The 25274-nt window shown below is 75.1% G+C and carries 24 protein-coding genes; 9 read left to right on the top strand and 15 right to left on the bottom strand.

Annotated features, from left to right (window positions below):
- Window positions 1–39: 39 nt before the first annotated feature.
- Together ACFC0B_RS13620 and ACFC0B_RS13615 are read right to left on the bottom strand one after the other, a co-directional pair.
- Window positions 40–375 carry a hypothetical protein gene (locus tag ACFC0B_RS13620; protein WP_376085785.1) on the bottom strand — a complete coding sequence of 112 codons (336 nt, stop codon included), beginning with the start codon at window positions 373–375 and terminating at the stop codon, window positions 40–42.
- A 51-nt stretch (window positions 376–426) separates the two neighbouring features.
- Window positions 427–1044 carry a GNAT family N-acetyltransferase gene (locus tag ACFC0B_RS13615; protein WP_376085783.1) on the bottom strand — a complete coding sequence of 206 codons (618 nt, stop codon included), beginning with the start codon at window positions 1042–1044 and terminating at the stop codon, window positions 427–429.
- Between the two features lie 150 nt (window positions 1045–1194).
- Here ACFC0B_RS13615 and ACFC0B_RS13610 point away from each other — a divergent pair, with 150 nt between their 5' ends.
- The 3 genes from ACFC0B_RS13610 to ACFC0B_RS13600 all read left to right on the top strand — a co-directional run bounded on the left by ACFC0B_RS13610 (window position 1195) and on the right by ACFC0B_RS13600 (window position 3785).
- Entirely contained in the window at window positions 1195–2385 is a 1191-nt protein-coding gene (locus ACFC0B_RS13610; protein ID WP_376085781.1) for an acyl-CoA dehydrogenase family protein, read from the top strand.
- 72 nt (window positions 2386–2457) lie between these two features.
- Complete coding sequence (locus tag ACFC0B_RS13605; protein WP_376085780.1) at window positions 2458–2877, top strand: ADP-ribosylation/crystallin J1; 420 nt, start codon at window positions 2458–2460, stop codon at window positions 2875–2877.
- Window positions 2874–3785 carry an ATP-grasp domain-containing protein gene (locus tag ACFC0B_RS13600; RefSeq protein WP_376085777.1) on the top strand — a complete coding sequence of 304 codons (912 nt, stop codon included), beginning with the start codon at window positions 2874–2876 and terminating at the stop codon, window positions 3783–3785. The genes ACFC0B_RS13605 and ACFC0B_RS13600 overlap by 4 nt, the downstream gene beginning before the upstream one ends.
- Here ACFC0B_RS13600 and ACFC0B_RS13595 read toward each other — a convergent pair.
- Window positions 3695–4180, bottom strand: a complete 486-nt coding sequence (locus ACFC0B_RS13595; RefSeq protein WP_376085776.1) for a hypothetical protein — start codon at window positions 4178–4180, stop codon at window positions 3695–3697. The genes ACFC0B_RS13600 and ACFC0B_RS13595 overlap by 91 nt on opposite strands.
- Window positions 4177–4611 (bottom strand): MarR family winged helix-turn-helix transcriptional regulator, encoded by a 435-nt coding sequence (locus tag ACFC0B_RS13590; RefSeq protein WP_376085773.1) that lies wholly within the window; start codon window positions 4609–4611, stop codon window positions 4177–4179. The genes ACFC0B_RS13595 and ACFC0B_RS13590 overlap by 4 nt, the downstream gene beginning before the upstream one ends.
- Window positions 4612–4803: 192 nt before the next feature.
- Here ACFC0B_RS13590 and ACFC0B_RS13585 point away from each other — a divergent pair, with 192 nt between their 5' ends.
- From ACFC0B_RS13585 to ACFC0B_RS13575, 3 genes are all read left to right on the top strand, one after another.
- A complete protein-coding gene (locus ACFC0B_RS13585) occupies window positions 4804–5682 on the top strand; it encodes an alkaline phosphatase family protein (protein WP_376085772.1) in 879 nt (292 codons plus the stop codon).
- A 375-nt stretch (window positions 5683–6057) separates the two neighbouring features.
- Entirely contained in the window at window positions 6058–6537 is a 480-nt protein-coding gene (locus ACFC0B_RS13580; RefSeq protein WP_376085770.1) for a hypothetical protein, read from the top strand.
- 131 nt (window positions 6538–6668) lie between these two features.
- Window positions 6669–8033: a multidrug effflux MFS transporter gene (locus ACFC0B_RS13575; protein WP_376085768.1), complete on the top strand. Its 1365-nt coding sequence runs from the start codon at window positions 6669–6671 to the stop codon at window positions 8031–8033.
- 216 nt (window positions 8034–8249) lie between these two features.
- Here ACFC0B_RS13575 and ACFC0B_RS13570 read toward each other — a convergent pair whose 3' ends face one another.
- The 10 genes from ACFC0B_RS13570 to ACFC0B_RS13525 all read right to left on the bottom strand — a co-directional run bounded on the left by ACFC0B_RS13570 (window position 8250) and on the right by ACFC0B_RS13525 (window position 20341).
- Window positions 8250–10364, bottom strand: a complete 2115-nt coding sequence (locus ACFC0B_RS13570; protein ID WP_376085765.1) for a glycosyl hydrolase family 18 protein — start codon at window positions 10362–10364, stop codon at window positions 8250–8252.
- A 943-nt stretch (window positions 10365–11307) separates the two neighbouring features.
- Window positions 11308–11949 carry a hypothetical protein gene (locus ACFC0B_RS13565; RefSeq protein ID WP_376085764.1) on the bottom strand — a complete coding sequence of 214 codons (642 nt, stop codon included), beginning with the start codon at window positions 11947–11949 and terminating at the stop codon, window positions 11308–11310.
- 83 nt (window positions 11950–12032) lie between these two features.
- Entirely contained in the window at window positions 12033–13016 is a 984-nt protein-coding gene (locus ACFC0B_RS13560) for an ABC transporter substrate-binding protein (protein ID WP_376085762.1), read from the bottom strand.
- Window positions 13017–13105: 89 nt separating this feature from the next.
- On the bottom strand, window positions 13106–13798 hold the full coding sequence (locus ACFC0B_RS13555; protein ID WP_376085760.1) for an ABC transporter permease: 693 nt from the start codon (window positions 13796–13798) through the stop codon (window positions 13106–13108).
- Window positions 13795–14463 (bottom strand): ABC transporter permease, encoded by a 669-nt coding sequence (locus tag ACFC0B_RS13550; RefSeq protein WP_376085757.1) that lies wholly within the window; start codon window positions 14461–14463, stop codon window positions 13795–13797. The genes ACFC0B_RS13555 and ACFC0B_RS13550 overlap by 4 nt, the downstream gene beginning before the upstream one ends.
- A complete protein-coding gene (locus ACFC0B_RS13545; RefSeq protein WP_376085755.1) occupies window positions 14453–15670 on the bottom strand; it encodes an ABC transporter ATP-binding protein in 1218 nt (405 codons plus the stop codon). The genes ACFC0B_RS13550 and ACFC0B_RS13545 overlap by 11 nt, the downstream gene beginning before the upstream one ends.
- Window positions 15671–15910: 240 nt before the next feature.
- Window positions 15911–16294: a rhodanese-like domain-containing protein gene (locus ACFC0B_RS13540; protein WP_376085752.1), complete on the bottom strand. Its 384-nt coding sequence runs from the start codon at window positions 16292–16294 to the stop codon at window positions 15911–15913.
- Entirely contained in the window at window positions 16291–16857 is a 567-nt protein-coding gene (locus ACFC0B_RS13535) for a cysteine dioxygenase family protein (RefSeq protein WP_376085750.1), read from the bottom strand. Before ACFC0B_RS13535 ends, ACFC0B_RS13540 begins: the two co-directional genes overlap by 4 nt.
- A gap of 188 nt (window positions 16858–17045) precedes the next feature.
- Window positions 17046–17126 (bottom strand): putative leader peptide, encoded by an 81-nt coding sequence (locus ACFC0B_RS13530; protein ID WP_344330530.1) that lies wholly within the window; start codon window positions 17124–17126, stop codon window positions 17046–17048.
- 47 nt (window positions 17127–17173) lie between these two features.
- The gene (locus ACFC0B_RS13525) at window positions 17174–20341 is read right to left on the bottom strand and encodes a hypothetical protein (protein ID WP_376085747.1); all 3168 of its coding nucleotides are present in this window, start codon (window positions 20339–20341) and stop codon (window positions 17174–17176) included.
- Window positions 20342–20796: 455 nt separating this feature from the next.
- On the opposite strand from ACFC0B_RS13525, the gene ACFC0B_RS13520 reads away from it, so the two are divergent.
- The 3 genes from ACFC0B_RS13520 to ACFC0B_RS13510 are packed head-to-tail and all read left to right on the top strand — an operon-like array spanning window position 20797 to window position 24234.
- Window positions 20797–21639: a nitrilase-related carbon-nitrogen hydrolase gene (locus ACFC0B_RS13520; RefSeq protein WP_376085744.1), complete on the top strand. Its 843-nt coding sequence runs from the start codon at window positions 20797–20799 to the stop codon at window positions 21637–21639.
- Between the two features lie 59 nt (window positions 21640–21698).
- A complete protein-coding gene (gene hydA, locus ACFC0B_RS13515) occupies window positions 21699–23147 on the top strand; it encodes a dihydropyrimidinase (protein ID WP_376085991.1) in 1449 nt (482 codons plus the stop codon).
- 58 nt (window positions 23148–23205) lie between these two features.
- On the top strand, window positions 23206–24234 hold the full coding sequence (locus ACFC0B_RS13510) for a TIGR03842 family LLM class F420-dependent oxidoreductase (protein ID WP_376085741.1): 1029 nt from the start codon (window positions 23206–23208) through the stop codon (window positions 24232–24234).
- Window positions 24235–24258: 24 nt separating this feature from the next.
- Here ACFC0B_RS13510 and bla read toward each other — a convergent pair whose 3' ends face one another.
- Window positions 24259–25245 (bottom strand): class A beta-lactamase, encoded by a 987-nt coding sequence (gene bla / locus ACFC0B_RS13505; RefSeq protein ID WP_376085738.1) that lies wholly within the window; start codon window positions 25243–25245, stop codon window positions 24259–24261.
- Window positions 25246–25274 lie beyond the last annotated feature (29 nt).

Genomic DNA, 25274 nt, shown 5'->3' with positions numbered 1-25274 from the left:
CGGGCGCCCGCCCGGCAGAACCGCCCGCGGCACCGTCCGTCAGCCCGCGTCGCCCGCGCCGTCCCCGGCCGCCGCGAGCCGCTCCTGCTGCACCTCGGGCCGCTCGCTGTCCCACAGCAGCTCCCACACCGTGAGGACGCAGTGGTAGTCCCGCATGCTCCCCTGGGTGATCAGCAGATAGTCGTCGCCGTCCCGGTACAGTCGGCGCCGCCGGCCGTTGAACGGGTGCTGCGGCGTGTACGCCGGGACGATCCGCCGCAGCTCGTCGAGCGCGTCCTCCCGGCTGCCCTCGACCTCGGCGAGCACCTTGGGGCCCCAGATCCGGTTGTCCCCGAGGCCCTCGGTCTCCTGCGCGACCACGGCCCAACGGCCCACGGTCCACCACCCCTCACGTCTCGTCCCGCACCCCGCCCGGGTGCGGAGGCGTCATCGTAGCGACGCGGCCGCCGGGGCCGTCGGCGCCTTGTGGAAGATGGTGGTCGCGTGCGGCACCCCCGCCGGGTCGGTCGCGAAGTCCGGCACCGTGCCGACCCTGGTCCAGCCCGCCGCCGCGTACATCCGCTCGGCGGGGCTGCCCGTCTCGGTGTCCAGCACCAGGGTCCGCAGCCCGCGCTCGGCGGCCCCCGCCTCCAGGGCCGCGAGCAGCCGTCCGGCCAGCCCCCGCCCCCGGTCCGCCCGGTGGACCATCAGCTTGGCGACGTCCGCCCGGTGCCGGCCGTTGGCCGTCGTCGCCGGACGCAGCTGCACCGTCCCGGCGATCCGGCCGCGCCCCGCGCCGTCCGCGTCGTTCGCGCGGTCCGCTGCGTCCGCGTCGTTCGCCGCATCCGCTTCGTTCGATTCGTCCGCCTCGGCGACCCAGACCAGCAGCCGTCCGTCCGCCACGTCCGGGGCCAGCGCCCGCCACCAGTCGGCCGCGGCGGCGAGGTCGAGCGGAGCGAGGAAGCCGATCGAGGCGCCGCCGTCGACGGCGTCCGCCAGCAGCGCGCCCAACTGCTCCGCCGACCCGCGCAACTCCTCCGCCGTCAGCAGCCGGATTGTGTACATGCTCACTCCCTCGTCGACGGCGGTCCCGGGAGCGGCCCGGTGCGCCATACTCGCCGGTACCCAGCGCCGCGACGGGTCCGCGGTCCGGCTCCCGCCGTCCGACTTCCGCACCCCGCCGCCCGCACCCCGCCGAGCGTACAAGGAGCCCCCGTGGCGAAGCCGCCCAGGATCGACCCCGCCGACCTGCTCGCCGTCGGCGACCTGCTCACCGACGAGGAGCGGCTCGTCCGCGACACCGTGCGCGAGTTCGCCGACGACCGGATCCGCCCGCACATCGGCGACTGGTTCGAGCGCGGCGTCTTCCCCGCCCGTGAACTCGCCCCCGAACTCGGTGCCCTCGGCGTGCTCGGCATGCACCTCGACGGCTACGGCTGCGCCGGATCCGGCGCCGTCGCGTACGGCGTCGCCTGCATGGAACTGGAGGCCGCCGACTCCGGCCTGCGCAGCTTCGTCTCCGTCCAGGGCTCGCTGGCCATGCGCTCCATCCACGCCTTCGGCTCCGAGGAGCAGAAGCAGCGCTGGCTGCCCGGCCTCGCCGCCGGCGAGCTGATCGGCTGCTTCGCCCTCACCGAACCGGACTTCGGCTCCGACCCCGCCCACATGCGCACCCGCGCCCGCCGCAAGGGCGCCGGGGAGGGCGCGGACTGGGTCCTCTCCGGCTCCAAGATGTGGATCACCAACGGCGGCATCTCCGACGTCGCGGTCGTCTGGGCGCAGACCGAGGACGGCGTGCGCGGCTTCCTGGTCGAACCCGGCACGCCCGGCTTCACCGCCACCGACGTGCCCGGCAAGCTGTCCCTGCGCGCCTCGGTGACCAGCGCCCTCGCCTTCGACGACGTCGTGCTGCCCGCCGACGCCGTCCTGCCCGGCGTCACCGGCCTGCGCGGACCGCTGTCCTCCCTCAACGAGGCCCGGTTCGGCATCCTCTGGGGCACCGTCGGCGCCGCCCGCGACTGCTACACCGCCGCCCTCGACTACGCGAAGAGCCGCGTCCAGTTCGAGCGCCCGATCGCCGGCTTCCAGCTCACCCAGCAGAAGCTCGTCGACATGATGCTGGAGGTCGAGAAGGCCTACCTGGTCGCGCTGCGGATCGGCCGCCTCAAGGACGAGGGCGCGGCCCGCCCGGCGCACATCAGCTTCGGCAAGCTCAACAACGTCCGCGCCGCCCTGGAGATCGCCCGCAGCGCCCGCACCGTGCTCGGCGCCAACGGCATCACCACCGCCTACCCGGTCCTGCGGCACGCCAACAACCTGGAGTCGGTGCTCACCTACGAGGGCACCAGCGAGATCCACACCCTCGTCCTCGGCGAGGCCATCACCGGCGAGTCCGCCTACCACTGACCCGCCCGCCGGGCCCTCCCCGCTGCGAAAACCGGTACCGCCGCCGGGCCGTTCATGGCTAGCGTCAGGCCCATGAACGGCCCGACGACCCCGCCCGCCCCCACGTCCGCCGGCGCCTCCACCGGCGTGTCCGCTGCCGGCGCGCCCACCACCACCCTCTGGCGCCCGACCGGCCCTCAGGAACTGGCCCTGGTCGAGGCCGCCGACTGGCGTGCCTGGCCACCGCGCCTGCCCGACCAGCCGATCTTCTACCCGGTGCTGAACGAGGACTACGCGATCCGGATCGCCCGCGACTGGAACGTCCCGGCCTCCGGCGCCGGCTACGTCACCCGCTTCGAGGTCGACACCGCCTTCCTCGCCCGCTACCCCGTCCGCCAGGCGGGCGGGCGCACCATCCTCGAACTCTGGGTCCCCGCCGAGGACCTGCCCGAGTTCAACCGGCACCTGGTCGGGCGCATCGAGGTGGTCCACGCGTTCCGGCCCGCGCCGTGACCGCCGGGCTCCCGGCCGCGCCGGCCCCGGTCCTGCTGACCTCGGCCCAGGCGACCGGCACGACCGCGCTGCTCACCGCGGCCGCCGCCGCCCGCGGACTGGCCACCGCCGTCCTGACCGGCCCCGGCACCGTCGACCGGCTGGCCGGCAGGCCCGTCCACTGGTACGGCGGACCGCTCGCCGCCGCCCGGATCGCCGATCGCCTCGACCTGGCCCTGCTCGAACCCGCCGACGACTGGCTCGCCGCCCTGCCCGAGGAGTTCACCGGCCGCCGGATCGAACTGACCACGCTCGCCGAGGCCTGGACGCTGCGCCGGCCGGCCTTCGTCAAACCCCCGGCCGACAAGTCGCTGCCGGCCGCCGTCTACGCAGACGGCGGCCGGCTGCCGCGCACCGGCGAACGGATCGGCCCCGACACCCCGGTCCTGGTCAGCGACCCGGTGACGTTCGGCGCGGAGTACCGGCTGTTCGTCCTCGACGGCGCCGTGCGCACCGGCAGCCGCTACGCCCGCTTCGGCCGGCTCGACCCGGGGCCGCTCACCGGGCCGGCCGTCGCCTTCGCGCAGCGGCTGCTCGCCGCCGCCGGCACCGGCCTGCCCAGCGCCGTCGCCCTCGACGTCGGAACGCTGCTCGACCCGTACGACCCGGCCGAGCGGTGGGCCGTGGTCGAGGCCAACCTGCCGTGGTTCGCCCACTGCTACGCCGCCGACCCGGACCGTGTCCTGGACGTGGTGCTGCGCGCGGCGGGCCCGGCCGGCGCGGTGCGGGCCGCCGACCGGCGCTTCGTACGCTCCGGCGCCGGGCGGGCGGGCACGCCTCAGCGGTCGGCGGCCCGGGGGAGCGGTGCGAGGTCGGGTTCGACCCACTCGGCGCGGGCCCGGGGGGACGCCAGGGTCCCGGGGCGGTAGTACCGGTCGAGCAGCCGCTGGTCGAACAGCTCGGCGTGCCGGTCGGCGAAGTCCGCGAACTCCGCGCCGTCCGCGCCGTCCGCGCCGTCCGCGCTGCCTGGGACGTCCGCGCCGTCCCCGGGCTCGCGGTCGGCGGCGTGGTGGGCGACCAGCTCGACCCAGGCGCGGGTGAGCGTGGCGTGGTACTTGCCGGGCGCGCCGGCGGCGGTGGCGGTGCGCCGGATGCCGTCGCCGACGAGGGCGAGCGCCGCCGGCATGCCGACCTGGTGGACGGCCAGCCAGGTCAGGTGGACGTGCTCGCGGTGTCCGAAACCGCCGCCGCCCGCCCGGACCAGGGCCATCAGCCGGTCGAAGAGGGCGGCGTCGTCCTGCGTTGCGAGGGTGTCGTGGGTCATGACGGTGCCTCCGTGAGGGCTCGTAGGACGTGGTGGAAACCGGCCAGGGACTCCGCGGGCAGCCCGTCGAGCGCTCGGGTCTCCAACGCGTCCAGGGTCTGTCGGACGGTCTCGGCGACCCGTCGGCCGGAGGGGGTCAGCTCGATCACCACGACCCGCCGGTCGGCCGGCCGGGTGCCGCGGGTGATGTGGCCGCGGCGCTCCAGGCGGTCGAGCACGCTGGTGAGAGTGGTCGGACGGGTGCCGGCGGCGGTGCCGAGCTCGGAGGCGGTCCGGCTCCGGCCGTCGGCCAGGATCGCCAGCGCGTTGGTCTCGGAGGGGGTCAGGTCCAGGCCGGCCAGTTCCGCCGCGAGCACGTGCAGGGTGACGTGCGTGGCACGCTGCAGCGCGAGGATCGCGGAGCTCGTGCTCGGCTCGAAGGATGAATTCACGTAATCGGACTATACGAAATCGTAGGACCGGAGGCAAAGCTTCCCCGAAGCCGCCGGACATGCCCCGTCCACCCGGCCTTCCCCGCCAGGACACCCGGCGGTCCGACGGGGCGTGAAGCATGAGCGCGGTCGCCGCCGCCCGCCCCGCCGCGGGCGCGGCCGGCGCCCGCACCGTGAAAGGAACCGCCCCTCATGTCCACACCGCCGCTGCCGCGCCCCCGGGTCCTCGTCGTCGGGATCGACGGCGTCCGGTACGACCTGCTGGAGCAGGTGCCGATGCCGAGGCTCGCGGAGCTCGCCGCGGCCGGGTTCCTGGCGCCCGTGACGGTCGCGGACTCCACCCCCACCATGTCCGGCCCGTGCTGGGCCACCGTCGTCACCGGCGTCGAGCCCGCCAAGCACGGCGTCTGGGGCAACCACCTGGGCGGCAACCGGCTCGACGTCTTCCCCGACTTCACCACCCGGCTGGCCCGCGGCGACGGGCGCCGCACCTTCGTCGCCGCCGGCTGGGACCCGCTGGTCATCGCCGAGTCCGGCGGACCGCTGTTCCGCGCCCCCGGCCGGCTCTGCTACGTCGCCCCCGCCGAGGACACCCCCGAGGCCTGGGAGGCCGTCGACGAGGAGGTCACCCGGGAGGCCGTCGACGTGCTGCGCGACGCCGACCCCGAGGCGTCCTTCGTCTACCTCGGCGCCGTCGACGAGACCGCCCACTTCCTCGGCTGCGGCGAGGAGTACCGCGCCGCGATGCGGGCCGCCGACGAGCGCCTCGGCCGTCTGCTGGACGCGCTGCGCGCCCGGCGCGGGTACGCCGCGGAGGCCTGGACGGTCATCGTCGTCACCGACCACGGCCACGTCGACGCCGGCGGCCACGGCGGGCGCACGCCCGAGGAGCGCACCGCCTGGGTCGCCTGCGCCGGCCCCGGCATCCCCGCCGCCCCGCCCGTCGGCGAGATCCGCCACCCCGACGTCGCCGCCCAGGTGTACGCCGCGCTCGGCCGCCCGATCGACCCGCACTGGACCCTGGACGGCCGGCCCTTCCCGCTCGCCGTCCCCGCCCCGGCGGCGTTCTGACCGCAGCGGCACGGCCTTGACCGGAGCGGGGGCGGCCGCCGCAGGCCGCCGCTCCCGCGCCCGGGCCCGGGCCCGGCAGTATCCGGCAACCGGGTGGCCGCCGCACCCGCCGGCACCCGGGCGGGTGCGGCCGGGCTGCGCCCCCGGACGGCCCGGGCCAGGCTCGACCGGGGAGAACCCCGAGACCGGCCGGGCGCGCGTACGCCTCAAGGTGGAGGAGGTACCCCCCAAGGACGGCGGAAGACCAGGACCTGGCGGTGACGATCCGGCAGCCCGGCGCGCACCAGGATGGAGACAGGCCGGGAGACCGGCCCCGGGGCCGGGGAAGCGGGCGCCGGACGCACAGCACCACCCCACGGGAGAGGACGGTCGGGCATGAACGGCATCGCGGGCAGGATCGCACTCGGAGTGGCCGGCACCGGTATGGCCGTCGCCGTCGCCGCCGTGGCGGTCGGGCCGAGGGTCGCCGAGTGGTACGACGGCCGGCACCAGGAGCAGTCCGCCTACGCCAGCGGCAGCGCGGCCAAGGCCGACCACCGCGCCGTGCCGGCCTGGCTGCCCGACAACGCCTCCGCCGTCCGCTACCTGATGTCCACCACCGGCGACGACCGCCTGCTCACCGCCACCCTCCCGGAGGGCCGGCTGCCCGCCGGCTGCCGGACGGCCGAGCCCGGCAGGGGCAGCCACCCGGCGCCGGTCTCGATCAAGGCGGGCTGGTTCCCGGAGGGGGTCACCGCCAAGGCGGCCGGCTCCTGCGGCCACTACAACGTCGCCCTGACCGGCAACCAGCTCTACGCGTGGCAGGACGGCGCCGCCGTCCAGGCCGCCCTGCGGGCCGAGCGGCTCGCCCGCTGAGACGGCGCCGGGGCAGGCCGGCCGCCCTGCCCCGAACGGGCCAGGCGGCCGACCCCCCACTGTCGGCGGCACCGAGGGCTGCGGTAGGACGGAGCGAGCACGAAGGCCGTGCCCGTTCCGAGAGGAGCCCCATGCCTGGCCCGACCGCCGGCTCTGCCGGTGACACGTCGACCGCCTCCGCCGCCCCCGCCGACTCCCTCACCGGCACCGCCCAGCCCGGCACCGCGCAGCCCGCCACCGATCCCGCCCTCGCCGACCCGGGTACCGCCAAGGCCCGGGCGGGCGACGGCGCGCACGGCCGCACCACCATCGCCGTCCTCGGCGGCCTGGTCGCCCTCGGCCCGCTCACCACCGACCTCTACCTGCCCGGCCTGCCCGCGATCGCCGACGACCTCGCCGTCGAACCGGCCGCCGTCCAGCTCACCCTCACCTTCTCGATGTTCGGCGTCGCGGCCGGCCAGCTGATCTTCGGACCGCTCAGCGACCGCTTCGGCCGCCGCCCGCCGCTGCTCGCCGGGCTCGTCGTCTACACCCTCGCCAGCCTGGTCTGCGTGATCGCGCCCAACCTGTCCGTGCTGATCGCCGCACGCTTCGTCCAGGGCGCCGCCGGCGCCGCCGGACTGGTCATCGGCCGCGCCGTCGCCCGCGACCGCTTCGAGGGCGTCGCGATGATCCGCTTCCTCGCCTCGATCACCCTGATATCCGGCCTCGCCCCGATCCTCGCCCCGCTGTTCGGCTCGCAACTGCTGCGCGTCACCTCCTGGCGCGGCACCTTCGGCGCCCTGGTCGGCCTCGGCGTGCTGCTCACCCTGGTCGCCTTCGGCGCCCTGCGCGAGACCCTCCCGGCCGGCGCCCGGCGCGGCGGCGGCCTGGCCTCCACCCTGCGCACGATGGGCGGGCTCCTGCGCGACGTGCCGTTCCTCGGTCTGCTGCTGACCAGCACCTTCGCCTTCGGCGCGCTGTTCGGCTACATCAGCGGCTCCTCGGTGGTGCTGCAGCACGTCTACCACGTGTCGCCGCAGACCTACGGCCTGCTGTTCGGGCTCAACTCGGTGGCCATCGTCGGCGCCAACCAGGTGAACGGGCGGCTCCTCGCCCCCCGCTTCGCCGTTGCCACCCTGATGCGCGCGGGCCTGGCGACGATGATCGCCGCCGGGACGTTCCTGGTCCTGGCCACCGCCGTCTGGGACCTCGGGCTGGTCGCCGTCTGCGCCTCGCTGTTCGTGATGATGGCCGGCCTCGGCGTCGTCCTGCCGAACTCGGCCGCCCGGGCGCTGAGCCTGGTCGCACCGCACGCCGCCGGCTCCGCCTCGGCCCTCCTCGGCACCGGCAACTTCCTCTGCGGCGCCGTCGTCGCTCCGCTCAGCAGCCTGGGCGGGAGTCCCTCCGCGGTGCTGCTCGCCGTCGTCGTGCTGAGCTGCTCGCTGCTCGCCGCGCTGTCCTACCTGCTGCTCCTGCGGCCCGGTCGGCGCGCCGCGGAACCGGCCGTCGCCTAGCGGGCGGCGGACGGCCGGCCGCCGCGGGGTCGGTACCGGCCGCTGGAACGGGGTCCGCCGGGGTGCCGCGACACGAGCGTCGCGGCACCCCGGCGGGGGAGTGGGGCGTGGGGCGGGGACCGACGGCTGACAGATGACAATATCTGTCAGCTGTTATCTGTCAGTTGTCAGTTGTCAGTTGTCACCTGTCAGCCGTTGCCCGCGGGCCGGCGTCCGTCAGGCGATCGAGAAGTCGTCGCCGTAGACGCTGCCCTGGCCGTACCAGCCGTGCAGGTACACCGTCACGGTGCCGGAGGCGCCGGTGGTGAACGGGACGCTGAGCTTGGTCCAGCCGGAGCCGCTGGTCCACGCGGAGCCGGTGGCGCCGCCGCTCACGCCGAGGTAGGAGTAGTTGCCCTGGACCCAGCCGGTCAGCGTGTAGGCCTTGTTGGGCGTCAGGGTGACGGTCTGGGCGCACTCACCGGTCTGCGACGCGGTGGCCGCGGCCTGCAGCGCGTACGAGCCGGAGTGCACCGGGGTGCTCACCACGGAGCCGCCGGCCTGGCAGGTCCACGGACCCAGGCTGCCGGTCTCCAGGCCGCCGTTGGCCAGACCGCCGGGCGGGGTGACCCCGGTGACGGTCAGCGTGTAGGTGGCGGTGTGGCTGCCGGAGGCGGCGGTGCCGGTGACGGTGAGCGGATAGGTGCCGGGGGTGGTGGTGACCGCGGTGGCGAGGGTGAGCGTCGCGGGCGAACCCGCGGTGACGCTGCCCGGGTTGACCGTGGCGGTGACGCCGGCGGGCGCGCCGCTCACGGTGAGGGCGACGCTCTGCGCGGAGCCGGCGACGACACCGGTGTTGACGGTGGCGCTGGCGGACGAGCCCGCCGTCACCGAGCCGGCGGCCGGGCTGACGACGACCGAGAAGTCGTTGCCGGGCTGGGTGCTCGTCACCTTCAGCGTGTAGGTGGCGGTGTGGCTGCCGGAGGCGGCGGTGCCGGTGACGGTGAGCGGGTAGGTGCCGGCGGCGGCGTTCGCCGTGGTGGCGACGGTGAGCGTCGCGGGCGAACCGGCCAGGACGGTACCGGGGTTGACCGTGGCGGTGACGCCGGCGGGCGCGCCGCTGACGCTGAGGCTGATGCTCTGCGCGGTGCCGGAGGGCGCGCCGGGCGGGGTGATGTCGGCGGTGTTGATGGTGGCGGTGGTGGACGAACCGGCCGCCACCGTGCCCGCGTTGGGGTTCACGCTGAGCGTGAAGTCGTTGTTGGGCAGGCTGCCGCTGGTGAACGGCGCGAAGATCTTGGTGAAGTCCCAGGTGTTCTGCTGGATCCCGGAGCAGTCGTCGCGCGCGCCGCCGCCCGGGCACTTGCCGTTGTCGCGCTGCAGCGCCCAGAACGACAGGGTGTTGATGCCCCTGGAGACGGCCCAGTTGTAGACCGTGGTCGCGTTGGCCAGCGTGAAGGTCTCCGCCGCGCCGAAGTCGTCGACGCCGGGCATCTCGATGATGCCGATGGAGCCCCAGAGCTGCGCGGGGGTCTTGGTCGGGTACAGCTTGGCCAGCTGGTTGTACAGGCCGGTCGCCGCGGTCTGGGTGTCCGCGGCCATGTCGTGCGCGGCGTTGTCGTAGTAGTCGAACGTCATCAGGTTGACGACGTCGATCCGCGCGTTGTTGGTGACGGCGTTCCTCAGCAGCGCGATGCCGTTGGCCGCGGGGCCGCTGGTGGTGGTCGGCAGCGTGTAGGAGAACTGGATCTGGCGGCCGTTCGCGGCGGCCCAGTCCTGCGTCAGCTTGATCGCCTTGTTGCGGCGGTCGATGCCCGCGGAGTTGTCCAGCGAGTCGACCTCGATGTCGAGGTCGATCCGGCTGATGTCGTACGTGGTGATGAGCTTCTGGTAGGCGGCGGCGATCTGGTTGACGTCGGTGCAGCTGTCGGCCAGTTCGGTGCCGGTGGTGTCGGCGGTGTAGCCGCCGAACGACGGGATCACGTCGCCGCCGTTGGCCCTGATGGTGGCGAAGTCGGCGCCGAAGGAGGACTGCGCGATCGGCAGCGAGGTGTCGCCGTTCCAGTACGGCGTGCAGGAGCCCTTGGTGGCGGTCTGCAGGAACGCCATCGTCAGGTGCTTGGCCCCGGACTGGGCGGCCAGCGCGGCGGGGCTCTCGCCGGTCCACGACTCGAAGTAGGGGGCGAACACCCGGCTGGGCAGGGGCTTCGCGGCGGTCGTGGCGCTGACCTCGGCGCCGGCCGCGCTCACGGGCGCGGCGTCGGCCACGGCCGCGCCGGCGACCAGGCCGGCCGAGGCGACGAGGGTGGCACAGGCGGCCAGGGCGGCCTGAACTGTTCTGCGTAGACGCATGGGTTCTCCAACAGGCGTGGTGGGGCAGGACGTTGGTGAAGCGTGCGGAACGGCGCTGCGGACCTTGCGGGGGCGTACGGAACCCTCGTAGGGGGAGAGGACCGTGCGGCGGGACGGGTGGCGCGGGGGTGTGCGGTTCCCGCAGGCGCGCGGCACGGACGGACGGCGTGCGCGGACGCGCGTACGCCGTGGCGGGGCCTGGGGGCGGAGCGGAGCAGGGCAGGGCGTGCCTCAGCCGCCGGTGGTCACACCCCCACAGTGCATCCCGGTCGGATCGACATGCCTATGGTTGGACTAGACCACTCGTCTGTCAAGAGTCCTTACAGTTCGTCAGCGAAGCATAATGGGCCGAGGTTGGCCGGGGGACGGTCAACCGCCCGCAAATCCGGTTGTGGCCCGGCCGGTCGCTCCGACATCATCGGGGCATGCGAGACCTCGATCGGAAGCTCGACAGAGAGGGCGGCTGCCGCCCGCACGGGTGAGCCCCCGGCCCCGGGTCCCGGACCGCCGCCACCGGCGGCCGACGGCCGGGCCAAGTCCGTTCGCTCCCGCGCACGTTCGTGCGCCGTCGCCGTCCTACCGTCCAGCCGTTCCGTCCTTCTTCCGGGCTTCCGCCCGCCCGCTCTCCCAGGCGCGCGTCCACGCGGAACGCCCTCCACCCGCACGTGCCCGTACGCCGGGCGCCGTCCGTCCACCGCTGCGCCCGTACGCGCGGAAACCCGCTTGCCGCGTGACACGCGCCCCGCGCTCACGCGTCTTACTTGTGTCGACCCCCGGAAAGGAGGAACCCGTGGACTTCGTCTCGTCCGACGACAAGGACACCGCCTGGAGCCTCGTCTGAGCCGGGGGTGTGTGCCGTGGCCGCGCGGTGGTCGTCGCGCGCGGCCACGGTGGCCCGGAGCTCAGGACACCGGGCCGTTCGGGGGCCCGCCGGAGGAGCGGTTCAGGCCGGCGGGCAGAGGGTGGTGCGCAGCGCGTCCAGGATTTTTTCCGCCTTCTCCGGCCCGAAACCCTGGGGGTGGGTGGGATCCGTGAAGCGCCGGTCGGCCAGATCGATCAACTTCGCCCGGTCCTTCGGGAACTGGTACATCGCCTGGCACTGGGCGCGGGCCCGGTCGACGGCCTGGCCGGGCTGTCCGCCGACGAGCGCCGGGTCGATCGCCTCCAGCGCGGCGACGAGCCGCGCGGTGAGGTCCGCGGCGGGCTCGGCCGGCAGCCCGGCGTCCGGGGGCGGTGCCGGCTTCGAGGCCGCCGGGGGATCGGCGGGGGATTCGGAGGCCGGCGCGGAGCCCGTGGCCCCCGGGGCGGGCGGGTTCCCGGTCGCGGCCCCGGTCGGCGGCGTGCCGGCGGAGGCGCCGGCCGTGCCGCCCGGGCCGGGCGCCTCGGGGGAGCCCGGTGCCGGGGCGGGGGCGGTCGCCGCGGGGGACGCGGCGGCCGTCGCCGCGCCGGTGCCGGACGCCGTCGGCGCGGCGGTACCCGGTGGGGTGGCGGCGGTGCTGCCGGAGTCCGAGCCGGAGCTGGAGCACGCGGCGAGGCTCACCGCGGCGCAGGCCGTGAGGGTGGCGGCGAGGAGACGAGTGCGCATGCCGTCACACTGTCATGTCCGCGCCGCTCAAGGGAAGGTCTGCCGGACCCGGGATCGGCTCCCGGGCCCGGCGTTCCGCGTGGTCAGGACAGCCCGTTGCTCTTCAGCCAGTCCTTGGCCACCGCCGACGGGTCCTCCTTGTCGACCGCGACCTTCTTCATCAGCTCCAGCAGCCCCGCGGTGTCCAGCTTCGCCGACACCGCGTTGAGCGCGCCGGTCGCCGTCGCGTCCACCTTGGCCTTGTTGACCAGCGGCGTCACGTTCTGGGCCGCGAACAGGTTCTTCGGGTCGGTGAGCGGGACGAGCTTCAGCTGCGAGATCTTCGGGTCGGTCGAGAAGACGTTGCCGACCTGCACCGAGCCGTCCTTGACCGCGTTGGCCGTGGTCTCGCCGGTCGACTTCCACTCCTTGAACGTCAGACCGTAGACGTCCTTGAGCGGCTGCTCCTGGCGCGACTTGAACTCCGGCGGGCCGCCGATGGTGAACTCGCCCGCCTTGCCGGCCAGGTCGGCGATCGACTTCAGCCCGAACTTGTCGGCGCTCTCCTGGCTGACGCTCAGGGTGTCCTTGTCCTCGGCGGGCGAGGAGTCCAGGACCGCGAGCGAGGCGGGCAGCGTCTTGGCCAGCTCGGCGTTGACGGCGGCGGTGCTCGGATCCGCCGACTTGCCGCCCAGGTAGGCGAGCAGCGAGCCGTTGTACTCCGGCAGCACGGACAGACTGCCGCTCTGCAGCTGCCCGTAGAGCACCTCGCGGCTGCCGATGTTGAACTTCTCCTCGACCTTCACGCCCTTGGCCTTGAGGGCCTGCGAGTAGATCGAGCCGAGCAGCACGTTCTCCGGGAAGTTGGCCGAGCCGACCACGACCGTCCCGCCGGCCGGGGCACCCGTCGCGGCGCTCCCGGAGGCGCTGCCGGGAGCCGGGGCGGCCGAGTCCTTGCCGCCCAGCGGGTCGCCGCCGGAGGAGGAGCAGGCCGTCGCGGTCAGGGCGAGCGCGGCGAGCGCGGCCAGGACGCCGGCCCGGCGGCCGGCCGTCGCCGCTCTCAGTGGCGCGGATACGGATGTCGACATGGTGATAGGTGTCCTTTCGAGGTGGACGTCACGGTCGGTCGAAGGAAGCGGGACGGCCGCGGTGGCGGCACGCCGTCGGGCCGGAGCGGTCACGAGGGCTGCCGGGCCGCGGCCAGCTGCTGCGCGCGCAGCCCGGGCGGGAGCGCGTAACGGGCCAGCAGCGCGAAGAACGCCTGCGCCCCGACGGCGAGCAGGACGACCAGCAGCGCGCCGCCGACCGTCATCGCGTAGTCGCGGGTGGCCAGCCCGTCGACGACGTACCGGCCGAGACCGCCGAGCCCGACGTACGCGGCCACCGTCGCCGTCGCGATGACCTGCACGGTCGCGGTCCGGAAGCCGGCCAGCAGGGTCGGCAGCGCCGACGGCACGCAGACCTGCCACAGCACCTGCGGATGCGTCAGCCCGACGCCGCGCGCCGCGTCCCGCACGTCCGGGTCGGTGCCGCGCACCCCCTCGACGGCGGCGACCAGCAGCGGCGGCGCGGCCAGCGCGACCAGCGGCACCAGGACGGCGGTGTCGCCGACCCCGGCGAGCAGCACCGCCAGCGTCACCAGCCCGAGCGTGGGCAGCGCGCGGGCGGCGCCGGCCAGCGCGGTCACCGCGGTGACGCCGCGCCCGGTGTAGCCGATCAGCAGCCCGAGCGGGACGGCCAGCAACGCGGCGAAGAGCAGGGCCTCGCCGGAGAACAGCAGGTGCTCGGCGATCCGGTTCGCGATCGAGTTCGGACCGCTGCGGCGGTCCGGGTCGGAGAAGAAGTCCCCCAGCCAGGTGAGCCAGTTCACCGGCCCGCTCCCTTCTCCCGCACGGCCCAGGGCGCCAGCAGCCGGCGGGCGCCGACCAGCAGCAGGTCCACGGCCAGGGCGAGCGCGGCGATCAGCACGATCCCGGCCACGATCGGGGTCGGGAAGGTGCGCTGGAACCCGTCGACGAACAGGTAGCCGAGCCCGCCGCGCCCGACCAGCGCGCCCACCGAGGCCAGCGAGATGCTGGAGACGGCCGCCACCCGCAGTCCGGCCACCAGGTAGGGGACGGCGGCGGGCAGTTCGACGGCGGCCAGCCGGTGCCACGGCCCGTACCCCATCGCGGTGGCGGCCTGCCGCACCGGGTCGGGCACGGCCCGCAGCCCGTCCACCGTGGTGGGCAGCAGCACGGCGAGCGCGTAGAAGGTGAGCGGGATCATCACGGTGGCCTGGGTGGCCAGTCCCGTGTAGGGGATCAGCACGACGAACACGGCCAGCGAGGGCAGCGCGTAGACGATGTTGAAGACGGCGGCGAGCGGCTGGTAGAGGCGCGGGTAGCGGGTGCAGGCCAGCCCGAGCGGGACCGCCAGCAGCAGGCCGATCAGCACCGGGAGCAACGCGATCACGGCGTGGTCGGCGAGCAGGTCGCCGAGGTAGCCGAGGTGGTCGCCGATCCAGTACCAGCGGACGATCGGTTCACCGTCCACCGGCGGCTCCGTCCTTCTCGGGCTCGGGCTCTGCCCCGGCACCGGCCGTTCCGGCCCGCTCCGGCGCGGAGGCCTCGGCGGCGCCGGGGACAGCGGCGGTGTCGGGCACGTCGGCGAACGCGGCGGCGCCGGCGGCACCGGCCGGGGACGGAGGGGCCGCGAGCGCGGCCAGCACGGCCTCGCGGTCGGCCGTCCCGGTCGCCCGGCCGTCGGTGTCCAGCGCGACGGCGACCCCCGCGGGGGAGAGCACGGCGGCGTCCAGCGCCGCGCGCAGCGTGTCGGCCTCGGGGCGGAACCCGGGCGCCGGCTGGAGGGCGGCCCCCGCCGCGTCCCGGTCGATCCACCCGATCGGACGGCGCTCGTCGTCCAGCACGAGCTCCCACCCGCCGAAGCGCACGGTGCCCTTCGCCCGGCCGGCCGGTGCGAGGGGTATCGGCCGGACGGCCACGGTCGCGGCGGGCCGCAGCCCGAGCCCGCGCAGGCCCCGGTCACGGCCGAGGAAGGCCGCGACGTCCGCGTCGGCGGGCGCCGTCAGCAGCGTGTGCGGATCCGCGAGCTGGGCGATCCGGCCCCGCTCGCGCAGCACCACGACCTGGTCGCCGAGCCGGACGGCCTCCTCGATGTCGTGGGTCACGAACAGCACCGTCTTGTGCAGCTCGGACTGGAGGCGCAGCAGCTCCTCCTGGAGCCCGGCCCGCACGACCGGGTCGACGGCGCTGAACGGCTCGTCCATCAGCAGCACCGGCGGATCGGCCGCCAGCGCCCGCGCCACGCCGACCCGCTGCTGCTGGCCGCCGGAGAGCTGGAACGGGTACCGCCGGGCGGTCTCCGGGGCGAGTCCGACCAGGTCGAGGAGCTCGGCCGCCCGCGCGCGGGCCTTCCTCCGGTCCCAGCCGAGCAGATAGGGGACGGTCGCGACGTTGTCGATCACCCGGCGGTGCGGGAACAGCCCGGCCTGCTGGATCACGTACCCGATGCCGCGCCGCAGCTTGGCCGGATCCATCGCCGCCACGTCGGTGCCGTCCAGCAGGACCCGGCCCGAGGTCGGCTCGACCATGCGGTTGACCATCCGCAGCAGGGTGGTCTTCCCGCAGCCGGACGGTCCGACCAGCACGGTCGTCCGACCGGTGGGGACGTCGAGGTCGAGGCCCTCGACGGCGACCGTGCCGTCGGGGTGGCGCTTGCCCGCGCCGTCGAATCTGATCACGGGGGTTGTCCTCGTCTCGGCGGTCCCCGGCGGCGGCGCCGATGGTGTCGTCCGGCGGTCTGTCGGTCTCGGTCGGTGTGCCTGTCGGTCGCGCGGCTGCCCGCCCTGGCGGAGTGGAAACTCTGATCAGCCTATGACCTGACGACCCCTGTGTCCCTGATTTCCCGACCGTGGCCGGATCCGCCGGGCCTCACGGCCCCCGCGGATCCGACCACCTGCCGGTTCTCGAACCCGGCCCGCTCACCCGCTCTGACGGGTCGGCAGCCCGGCCGCCGCCCAGCCGACGAAACCGCCGTCCAGGTCGGTCGCGCGGTGCAGGCCCAGCTCGCGCAGCGACGACGCCGCCAGGCTCGACGCGTACCCCTCCGAGCAGACCAGGATCACCTCCAGGTCGTACCCGGTGGCCTCCGGGATCCGGTGACCGCCGGTCGGATCCAGCCGCCACTCCAGGACGTTGCGCTCGATGATCAGCGCGCCGGGGATCTCCCCCTCGGCCGCGCGCTGCGCCGCCGGGCGGATGTCGACCAGCAGGGCGCCGTCGCGCTGCGCGCGGTGCGCCTCCTCGGCGCCGGGCCGGTGGACGCCCTTGCGGGAGCGGGCGAGCAGGTCGTCGATCGTGGTCACCACTGGTCGGGTCCTTCCTCGGAGGTGCGGACCAGGCCGCCGGCCCGCAGTTCGTAGTGCGCCATCGACTGGAGCGGCGGCGAGTAGGCGTGCAGTGTCACGGCCGGGCCGGACGCGGTGTTGCGGACGTCGTGCACGTACTCGGGGCCGAACGCGCGGGCGGTGCCGGACTGGATCCGCCGGATCAGCAGGCCCTGCTCGGGGCCGCCCAGCGACAGCTCCTCCAACTCGCCCAGCGCGACGGTGAACGCGCCGCGCGAGCCGCCGTGGTCGTGGAAGCCGGTGGACTGGCCGGGCAGCCAGCTGATCAGCCAGACCTCGTGGTCCTCGTCGGCGGCCAGCCGCCGGTACCAGCGCTCCTCGGTGGAGAGCCGCACGTGGTGGATCCACTGCTCGGGCTGTTCGGCCAGCTCGCGGACGATCGTCCGCAGCGCGTTCGGGGTGAGCGGCGGGCGGGTCTCCTCGACCGTTGCCGTCGCGGTGGTGGTCGCGGTGGTGGTCGCGGTGGTGGTCGCGGTGGTCGCGGTGGTGGCGGGCGTGTCGGGGGCGAGGTCCAGGCTCATGTGGGTGTCCTCGGGGAAGGCGGGAGGGGGAGCGGAAGCGTGGTGGCGCACGCACCGGACCGCACCGCACCGGACCGTGCCGGCCGGCACGGTCGCGCAGGGCGAGGGCGCGTCAGGAAGACGGGTGTGGCTGTACGGCGCGAACCCTGGGGGACGTCACAGGGCGGGGCCGACGGGGAAGGCCGGGATCAACAACAGGCACAGATGGAACTCGCCTGGCGTCGGAGGTCGACGTGCAGACGGCAGACCAGAGTGGTGCCGGAGTCCATGTGCCGGATCCTTCCCGACGGACGCGGTACGAGTCAAGCGAGCACCGTCACACCTGCCCGTTGCGCCCCTGGTCGGGCGCGGTGGCGCCGCGCTCCGCACCGGGCGCCCGGCCCGGCCCCGGCACGGTCCCCGGCCCCGGCACGGTCCCCGGTCGGCCGGGCCCCCGGCCGTTGGCCTTGTGGTCCGGCGCCGGTGCTGCGGCGGTCCCTGTCGCCGCCGTCCCCGTCCCGGCCCCCGCCTCCGGGCCCGCCGCCTCGGCCCGCGCCGCCGCCTCCGTCAGCGCCGCCGCGACCGCCGGCGCGGCCTGCTCGCCCAGGTACCGGCCGAGCGTCTGATAGGCGTCGAACTGCCGGTGGTCGAACCACTGGTCGCCGGCGCCGTCGTTCGGGAACGCCGGATCGGCCGCCGCGTACGCGTGCAGCTCGTACGGCATGCCGGGGGTGAGCACGGCCTGGGCGACGATCAGCGTGCCGTGCCGGGCCGCCGCGCCCGGGGGACCGTCGGCCTCCCCGAGCTCCAGTGGCCACGGGTACGCGATGTCCCCGACCACCACCGCCCGGGCGGAGAGCCGGTCGGCCAGCCGGGCCGCCAGCCCGCGCAACGGCGGCTGGCCGCCCCCGGCGCTGCCCGGGACCAGCAGCTCCGGTTCGCGCAGCGTGATCGTGATGCCCAACTCCTCCTTCGCCAGGGTGATCGCCGCCGCCAGCGCGCCCGCGAAGGCGGAGTCGCCGCTCGCGTCGACGCACACCGCCGTCCGCACGCCGTGCCGCAGCAGCTCGACCAGGCCGAGGTTCTCGTAGTGCCCGCCGTCGGTGGTGAGCAGGAACCGCGCGTCCATCGGGTACCGGCCGCAGGCCTCCCGCAGCTGGTAGGAGAGCCGCCGGACGGCGGGCTGCGGCGCGTACCGCCAGTCCCGGTCGGCGGCCCAGAGCGGGGCGAGCGCCGCCGGGTTGGGCAGCCAGGTGCCCAACCGCGCGTTGGTCACCGCGAACAGCCCCTGGTAGGCGCGGGAGCGGCGGCCCATCGCGGAGGAGAACGCCGCGCCGGAGACGGCCATCGCGGACTGCACGGTGAGGTCGCGGGCGATGTGCCGCCGGGTGCGCCGCTCCAGCAGGTCGGTGCGCGCGTACCCGACGTCCGGCCCGCCGACGTAGTCGTGGGAGAACGTGAACGACACCGCCCGCCGGCCGGGCGGCGTCCGCGCGCTGCCGGAGAGGTTCGCCGCCGCCGCGAAGATCACCTGGGGGAAGTCCGGCTGCCGCGCGCCGTAGTGGCTGAGCCGGGTCTGCTCGCGGAAGAAGTGGTACGGCCGGGCCAGCACCTCCCCGGACCGGCCCGCGCCGTCCTCCTCCCCGGCCGGCGCCGGGCCCGGGCCGGCGCCCCCTCCCGCGCCCTCGACCACCCGGCGGACGGCGAAGGCCGAGGCGAGCCGGCGCCGGTAGAAGGGGTGCAGGCCCATCCAGGTCTGGTCGAGGTTGAGCCCCACCGTGAGCAGGACCAGCGGCAGCAGCACCTGGACCGCGCCCGGCCAGGCGTGCCCGGTGGCCACCGCCCACCCGAAGGTGAGCAGGGTGCCCGAGGTGAGCGCGGTCAGCGCCGACCAGAGCACCAGGTACTCGGTGATCCGCCCGGTGAGGCCGCCGACCCGCCGCACGCCGGCGCCGCGCCGCACCCCACGCAGCACACCGCCGAGCACCGCCGCGCCCTGCTCGATCGCGTGCCGGCCGTGCCAGAGGATGCCCAGCAGCAGCGCCAGGTAGCTGAGCAGCACGGTCAGGCTGATGCCGGCCCCGGTCTGCCGGACGCCGACCGCGAGCGCGCGCTGCAGCGCGACCGCGCCCCACGCCAGGCCGGGGACGGCCAGCACGCCGACGCCGGTCAGCCCGGCGAGCGCGAGCGCGCTGTGCGAGAAGCGGCGCAGCGCGCGGGGCAGCAGGGTGTTCCAGCCGAGCCAGGAGAAGGCGAGCAGCCACAGCAGCCACCCGGTGGCGGCGGTCGCCAGCAGCCCGACGAGGGCGAGCACGGCGGGGGAGCGCACCGGCGGCGGGCGGTCCAGGTCGGCGAGCGGCACGAGGTGGTAGAAGCGGCTCAGCCCCAGGCCCAGCACCAGGACGGCGGCGAGCAGCAGGGAGAGCGCCGCGACCAGACCGCGCAGCAGGGTGCCGAGCGCGACCAGCCACTCGCCCGCGCCGTCCGCCAGGTACTTGGAGTGGCGGCGCAGGTGGTCCTCCTCGGGCGAGCCCGGTTCGAGCACGGTGTCGGCGTCCAGCCCGGAGCGGGCCCGGACCGGGCCGCCGGGCGCGGAGTCGCTCAGCGCCAGCTGCATGGCGCCGACGGTGTACCCGCCGCCGGAGACGGCGACCAGGTAGCGGGCCTGCTTCAGCCAGGGGCGCAGCGCCTGCAGCGCGCCGAGGGTGACGCAGGCCGCGCGGATGCCGCCGCCGGAGACGCAGAAGCCGAGCCGGGCGTGCTCGCGGCCGGGCGGCACCCGGGCGGCGTTGCGCCAACGGGCGTGCCGGGCGAGCGGCCCGTGGACCCGGGGGCCGGGCGGCCACCGCCCGCCGCGCGCGGTGGCCACCGGCCACGGCGGGATCAGCGCCGGTCCGCTCCCGGTCTCCCCGGCTCCGGACGCGTCCTCCCGCTCCTCCGGCGCGCGGGGCAGCAGCGCGCGCACCGCCCGGTGCGCGGTGGCGGAGCAGACGACGACCGCCACCGCGCCCGCGGGCGGCAGCAGCAGCCACTTGACGGTGGCGAACGCGGCCGCCGCGGCGAACGGCGCGTCCCCACCGACCGGCCCGGAGCCGGTGCAGCCGAGACCGGCGCCCAGCAGGACGTCCTCGGCCAGGTCGCAGCCGCCGGCCAGCACCCCGGCCATTCCGGCGATGAGCGCGGTCAGCCGCCAGTGCGCCCGGGTGAACACGTACCCGCCGAGCATCCCGGCCGCCGCCAGCGTCACCGCGAGGCCGCCGATCAGCCAGAGGTCGGCGTCCAGCGAGGCGCGGAAGGCCGGCGCCCGCCCGGCGAGCACGGCCTCGGCGGCGGCCCGCGAGCCGGCCAGCTGGAGCCGGACGTCCAGCGCGCCCTGTCCGGCGGGCGTCCGGCGGACGAACAGCAGCCAGCCGAGCACCGCCGGCACCGGCACCCCGAGCGCGAGCAGCACCCCGCCCCAGGCGGGCACCCGCGCCGCCCCCCGCGTCCTGTCGGCCGTCGCCATCCGTCCACCACCCCCTTCCGGCCGCTGCGCGGCACCGCCGCCCGTCGACGGGCTCCTCCGGCGGCGGACCGGAGGAGCGTCACCCGCTTCCTGCCCCGCGCCACGCGGTTCCGCTCCTGGATTCACCCGAATGAGTAGGGAGTCAGTTCTTGGGGTAGATGAGCTTTTCATCCCATCTACGCGACCCTGCGTGTCCGCACACCACGATCGCGTCGGCCGCCCGGCGTTCGACGTATTGTCAGGCGACCGAGAACGGGCCTACGGTCGAGGCACCCGCTCTCTACGCACGTAGACCGCAGGCGCGGCACACAGCTCGCCCGCAGGACGCCCGACCGCAGAACGCCCCCAGAACACCCCCAGAACGCACGAAGACATCCACCGCAGGCAGCACCGCCCGCCAACCCTCGAACCGCGGGCCCGCCCCCGGGACGGGCCGCGGAGTTGCGGAGGTACCCATGTCGCAGATCGTCCGTGCCGCCCTCGTCCAGACCCGCTGGACCGGCGACCAGGAGAGCATGATCGCCCTCCACGAGCGGTACGCCCGCGAGGCCGCCGCCCGGGGCGCGAAGATCCTCGGCTTCCAGGAGGTCTTCAACTCCCCGTACTTCTGCCAGGTCCAGGAGCCCGAGCACTACCGGTGGGCCGAGGCCGTCCCCGACGGCCCCACCGTGCGCCGGATGCGGGACCTCGCCCGCGAACTCGGCCTCGTCCTCGTCGTCCCCGTCTACGAGGAGGAGCAGCCTGGCGTCTACTACAACACCGCCGCCGTGATCGACGCCGACGGCGGCTACCTCGGCAAGTACCGCAAGCACCACATCCCGCAGGTGAAGGGCTTCTGGGAGAAGTACTACTTCAAGCCCGGCAACCTCGGCTGGCCGGTCTTCGACACCGCCGTCGGCAAGGTCGGCGTCTACATCTGCTACGACCGGCACTTCCCCGAGGGCTGGCGCGCCCTGGGCCTAGGCGGCGCGCAGATCGTCTACAACCCCTCCGCGACCAGCCGCAGCCTCTCCGCCTACCTCTGGCAGCTCGAACAGCCGGCCGCCGCCGTCGCCAACGCCTACTACGTGGCCGCCATCAACCGCGTCGGCACCGAGGAGTACGGCGACAACGACTTCTACGGCAGCTCGTACTTCGTCGACCCGCGCGGGCAGTTCGTCGGCGACGTCGCCTCCGACAAGGAGGAGGAGCTGGTCGTCCGCGACCTCGACCTCGGGCTCATCGAGGAGGTCCGGCGGCAGTGGGCGTTCTACCGCGACCGCCGCCCCGAGGCCTACGGCCCGCTGACCGAGGCGTGACGGAGGCGAACCCCGTGACCACCACCCCCGAGAGCGCCCCCGAGAGCTCTCCCGAGCGCATCCCCGCGACCACCGCCCGCGTCCCGGCCACCGCCCCGCGCCGCACCGCCGTCCGCGGCGGCCTCGTGATCACCGCCACCGAGGAACTGCGCGCCGACGTCCTCATCGAGGGCGAGCGGATCGCCGCCCTCGCCACGACCGGCAGCGAGGCCGCCCTCTCCTGGACCGCCGACACCGTCATCGACGCGGCCGGCCACTACGTCGTCCCGGGCGGGGTCGACGTCCACACCCACATGGAGCTGCCGTTCGGCGGCACCCACGCCTCCGACACCTTCGAGACCGGCACCCGCGCCGCCGCCTGGGGCGGCACCACCACCGTCGTCGACTTCGCCGTCCAGCCCGTCGGCGGCAGCCTGCGCGAGGGCCTGGACGCCTGGCACGCCAAGGCCGAGGGCAACTGCGCGATCGACTACGCCTTCCACACCATCGTCTCCGACGTCACCGACGCCGTCCTCAAGGAGATGGACGCCCTCGTCGACTCCGGCGAGTCCACCTCCTTCAAGCTGTTCATGGCCTACCCCGGCGTCTTCTACAGCGACGACGGCCGCATCCTGCGGGCCATGCAGCGCGGCGCCGCCAACGGCGGGCTGATCATGATGCACGCCGAGAACGGCATCGCCATCGACGTCCTCGTCGAGCAGGCCCTCGCCGCCGGCCGCACCGCGCCCCGCTTCCACGGCGAGGTCCGCCGCGAGCTGCTGGAGGCCGAGGCGACCCACCGCGCCATCAAGCTCGCCCAGGTCGCCGGCAGCCCGCTCTACGTCGTCCACGTCTCCGCCGCCTCCGCGCTCGCCGAACTCGCCCGCGCCCGCGACGAAGGACTGCCCGTCTTCGGCGAGACCTGTCCGCAGTACCTCTTCCTCTCCACCGACAACCTCGCCGAGGAGGGCGAGGACGGCTTCGAGGGCGCCAAGTACGTGTGCAGCACCCCGCTGCGGCCCCGCGAGCACCAGACGGCCCTCTGGCGCGGCCTGCGCACCAACGACCTCCAGGTGGTCTCCACCGACCACTGCCCGTTCTGCTACACCGGCCAGAAGGAGCTCGGCCGCGGCGACTTCTCCCGGATCCCCAACGGTCTGCCGGGCGTGGAGAACCGGATGGACCTCCTCCACCAGGCCGTGGTCGACGGCCGCCTCGGCCGCCGCCGCTGGATCGAACTCGCCTGCACCACCCCGGCCCGGATGTTCGGCCTGCACCCGCGCAAGGGCACCCTCGCCCCCGGCGCCGACGCCGACCTGGTCGTCTACGACCCCGCCGCCGTGCAGACCGTCTCCGCCGCCACCCACCACATGAACGTCGACTACTCGGCGTACGAGGGACGCACCCTCACCGGCCGCGCCCGCACCGTCCTCTCCCGGGGCACCGTCGTCCTCGACCGGGGCACCTGGCTCGGCCGGGCCGGCCACGGCACCTTCCTGCGCCGGGACACCTGCCAGTACCTCGGCTGACCGAGCCCCGCCCCCTGACTCCCCGACCCGACCCGTCGTCCCGACTCCCGGAGCCCCCATGGACATCGGCCTCGTCCTGCAGACCGACCCGCCCGCCCGCCTGCTCGTCGACCGGATGATCCGCGCCGAGCGGGCCGGCTTCAGCCACGGCTGGACCTTCGACTCCTGCGTCCTGTGGCAGGAGCCCTTCGTCATCTACAGCCGGATCCTCGCCGAGACCGGCACCCTCACCGTCGGCCCGATGGTCACCAACCCCTCCACCCGCACCTGGGAGGTCACTGCCTCCCTGTTCGCGACCCTCAACGACATGTACGGCAACCGCACCGTCTGCGGCATCGGCCGCGGCGACTCCGCCATGCGCGTCGCCGGCCGCAAGCCCGCCACCCTGGACCTGCTCTCCCGGGCCATGCGCGCCATCAAGGAACTGGCGGAGGGCCGCACCGCCGAGGTCGACGGAACCGAGCTGCACCTGCCCTGGGTCGGCGAGGGCGCCGCCCTGCCCGTCTGGATGGGCGCCTACGGCCCCAAGGCCCTCGCCCTGACCGGCCGCCAGGCCGACGGCTTCATCCTCCAGCTCGCCGACCCCTTCCTCACCGAGTACATGGTGAAGGCGGTCCGCCGCGCCGCCGCCGAGGCCGGCCGGGACCCCGACGCGGTCACCGTCTGCGTCGCCGCGCCCGCCTACGTCACCGCCGACGACTCCCCGGAGGCTCTCGCCCACGCCCGCGAGCAGTGCCGCTGGTTCGGCGGCATGGTCGGCAACCACGTCGCCGACCTCGTCCGGCACTACGGCGAGCACTCCGGCCTCGTCCCCGAGGCCCTCACCGCCTACATCAAGGACCGCCAGGGCTACGACTACAGCCACCACGGCCGCGCAGGGAACCCCGACACCGCCTTCGTCCCCGACGAGATCGTCGACCGCTTCTGCGTCATCGGCCCCACCGCCACCCACCTCGCCCGCCTCGACCACCTCCGCTCCCTCGGCGTCGACCAGTTCGCCATCTACGCCATGCACGACGCCGTCGAACCCACCATCGACGCCTACGGCACCGACGTCATCCCCCACCTGCGCACGGCCGGTGCCTGATCGCGGGCGCGGGGAGCAGCGGGGTCAGGCCGGGGCGGCCGCGAGCAGAGCGGCCGCGATCAGATCGGCTGCGAGCAGGGCGGCCGCCTCGGCGAGCAGCGGCTCGTCGGCGGGCGCGGCCGGGTCGGGCTTGGTGGAGAGGACCGCCAGCGTGACCGGGCCGCGGCCGGGCGGCCGGGCGACGCCGACGTCGTTGGTGGTGCCGTAGCCGCCGGTGCCGGTCTTCTCCGCGACGGTCCAGTCGTCGGGGAGGCCGGCGCGCAGGCGGTTGCCGCCCGTGGTGTTGTGCAGCAGCCAGCTGGTCAGCCGGTGGCGGTCGGGCGCGTCGAGGGCGTTGCCGGTGGTGAGGCGGGCGTAGGTCCGGCCGATGGCGCGCGGGGTGGTGGTGTCGGTGATCCGGCCGGGTTCCGCGGAGTTGAGTGCGGGCTCCCGGCGGTCGAGCCGGGTCGTCCGGTCGCAGAGGGAGCGGCAGAAGCGGGTGACCGCCGAGGGGCCGCCGAGTTCGCGCAGCAGGAGGTTGGCGGCGGCGTTGTCGCTGTGGGTGATGGCGGCGCCGCACAACTCCTCGACGGTCAGGCCGCTTTCGAGGTTCCCGGGCAGGCCCGTGATCGGTGCGTGGCCCGCCTCCGCGACGTCCCCCGCCGTGTAGCGGATGCGCTCGGCGAGGAAACCGCCGTCCCGGTCGAGGTCCCGCAGTACGGCGGCCACGGCGAGCGTCTTGAACGTTGAGCACATCGGGAACGGTTCGTCCGCGCGGTACGCCACCGTCCGGCCGGTGGCCGCGTCGTGGGCGAAGACCCCCAGCCGTGCGGCGTGCGCCTGCTCAAGCGCGCGCAGCCGGTCGGCGAGGCCGCGATCGGGTGTTCCGTCCAGGGCGGTGGCCCGTCCCTCGGTGGCCTGTCCCTCGGTGGCCCGTCGCTCGGTGGCCCGTCGCTCGGTGGGGAGTGCGACGGCCAGGGCGGTCGCGGCCGCGACGCCGAGGACCCGGCGTCGACCGGGGCGCAGCTCCATCGCTGTCTCCTTCCCGCCGTCCGGCCGTC

The organism is Kitasatospora sp. NPDC056184, assembly GCF_042268405.1.
Taxonomy (GTDB): Bacteria; Actinomycetota; Actinomycetes; order Streptomycetales; family Streptomycetaceae; genus Kitasatospora.
The sequence above is the reverse complement of the archived record's forward strand: the minus strand, read 5'-3'. Positions and strand labels throughout refer to the sequence as shown.

Coding starts and splice junctions, on each gene's coding strand:
- ACFC0B_RS13570 (WP_376085765.1), bottom strand. CDS start 10,364: ATGCGTCTACGCAGAACAGTTCAGGCCGCCCTGGCCGCCTGTGCCACC.
- ACFC0B_RS13565 (WP_376085764.1), bottom strand. CDS start 11,949: ATGCGCACTCGTCTCCTCGCCGCCACCCTCACGGCCTGCGCCGCGGTG.
- ACFC0B_RS13535 (WP_376085750.1), bottom strand. CDS start 16,857: ATGAGCCTGGACCTCGCCCCCGACACGCCCGCCACCACCGCGACCACC.
- ACFC0B_RS13525 (WP_376085747.1), bottom strand. CDS start 20,341: ATGGCGACGGCCGACAGGACGCGGGGGGCGGCGCGGGTGCCCGCCTGG.
- ACFC0B_RS13530 (WP_344330530.1), bottom strand. CDS start 17,126: ATGGACTCCGGCACCACTCTGGTCTGCCGTCTGCACGTCGACCTCCGA.
- ACFC0B_RS13510 (WP_376085741.1), top strand. CDS start 23,206: ATGGACATCGGCCTCGTCCTGCAGACCGACCCGCCCGCCCGCCTGCTC.
- ACFC0B_RS13520 (WP_376085744.1), top strand. CDS start 20,797: ATGTCGCAGATCGTCCGTGCCGCCCTCGTCCAGACCCGCTGGACCGGC.
- ACFC0B_RS13615 (WP_376085783.1), bottom strand. CDS start 1,044: ATGTACACAATCCGGCTGCTGACGGCGGAGGAGTTGCGCGGGTCGGCG.
- bla (WP_376085738.1), bottom strand. CDS start 25,245: ATGGAGCTGCGCCCCGGTCGACGCCGGGTCCTCGGCGTCGCGGCCGCG.
- ACFC0B_RS13595 (WP_376085776.1), bottom strand. CDS start 4,180: ATGACCCACGACACCCTCGCAACGCAGGACGACGCCGCCCTCTTCGAC.
- ACFC0B_RS13585 (WP_376085772.1), top strand. CDS start 4,804: ATGTCCACACCGCCGCTGCCGCGCCCCCGGGTCCTCGTCGTCGGGATC.
- ACFC0B_RS13575 (WP_376085768.1), top strand. CDS start 6,669: ATGCCTGGCCCGACCGCCGGCTCTGCCGGTGACACGTCGACCGCCTCC.
- ACFC0B_RS13580 (WP_376085770.1), top strand. CDS start 6,058: ATGAACGGCATCGCGGGCAGGATCGCACTCGGAGTGGCCGGCACCGGT.
- ACFC0B_RS13605 (WP_376085780.1), top strand. CDS start 2,458: ATGAACGGCCCGACGACCCCGCCCGCCCCCACGTCCGCCGGCGCCTCC.
- ACFC0B_RS13560 (WP_376085762.1), bottom strand. CDS start 13,016: ATGTCGACATCCGTATCCGCGCCACTGAGAGCGGCGACGGCCGGCCGC.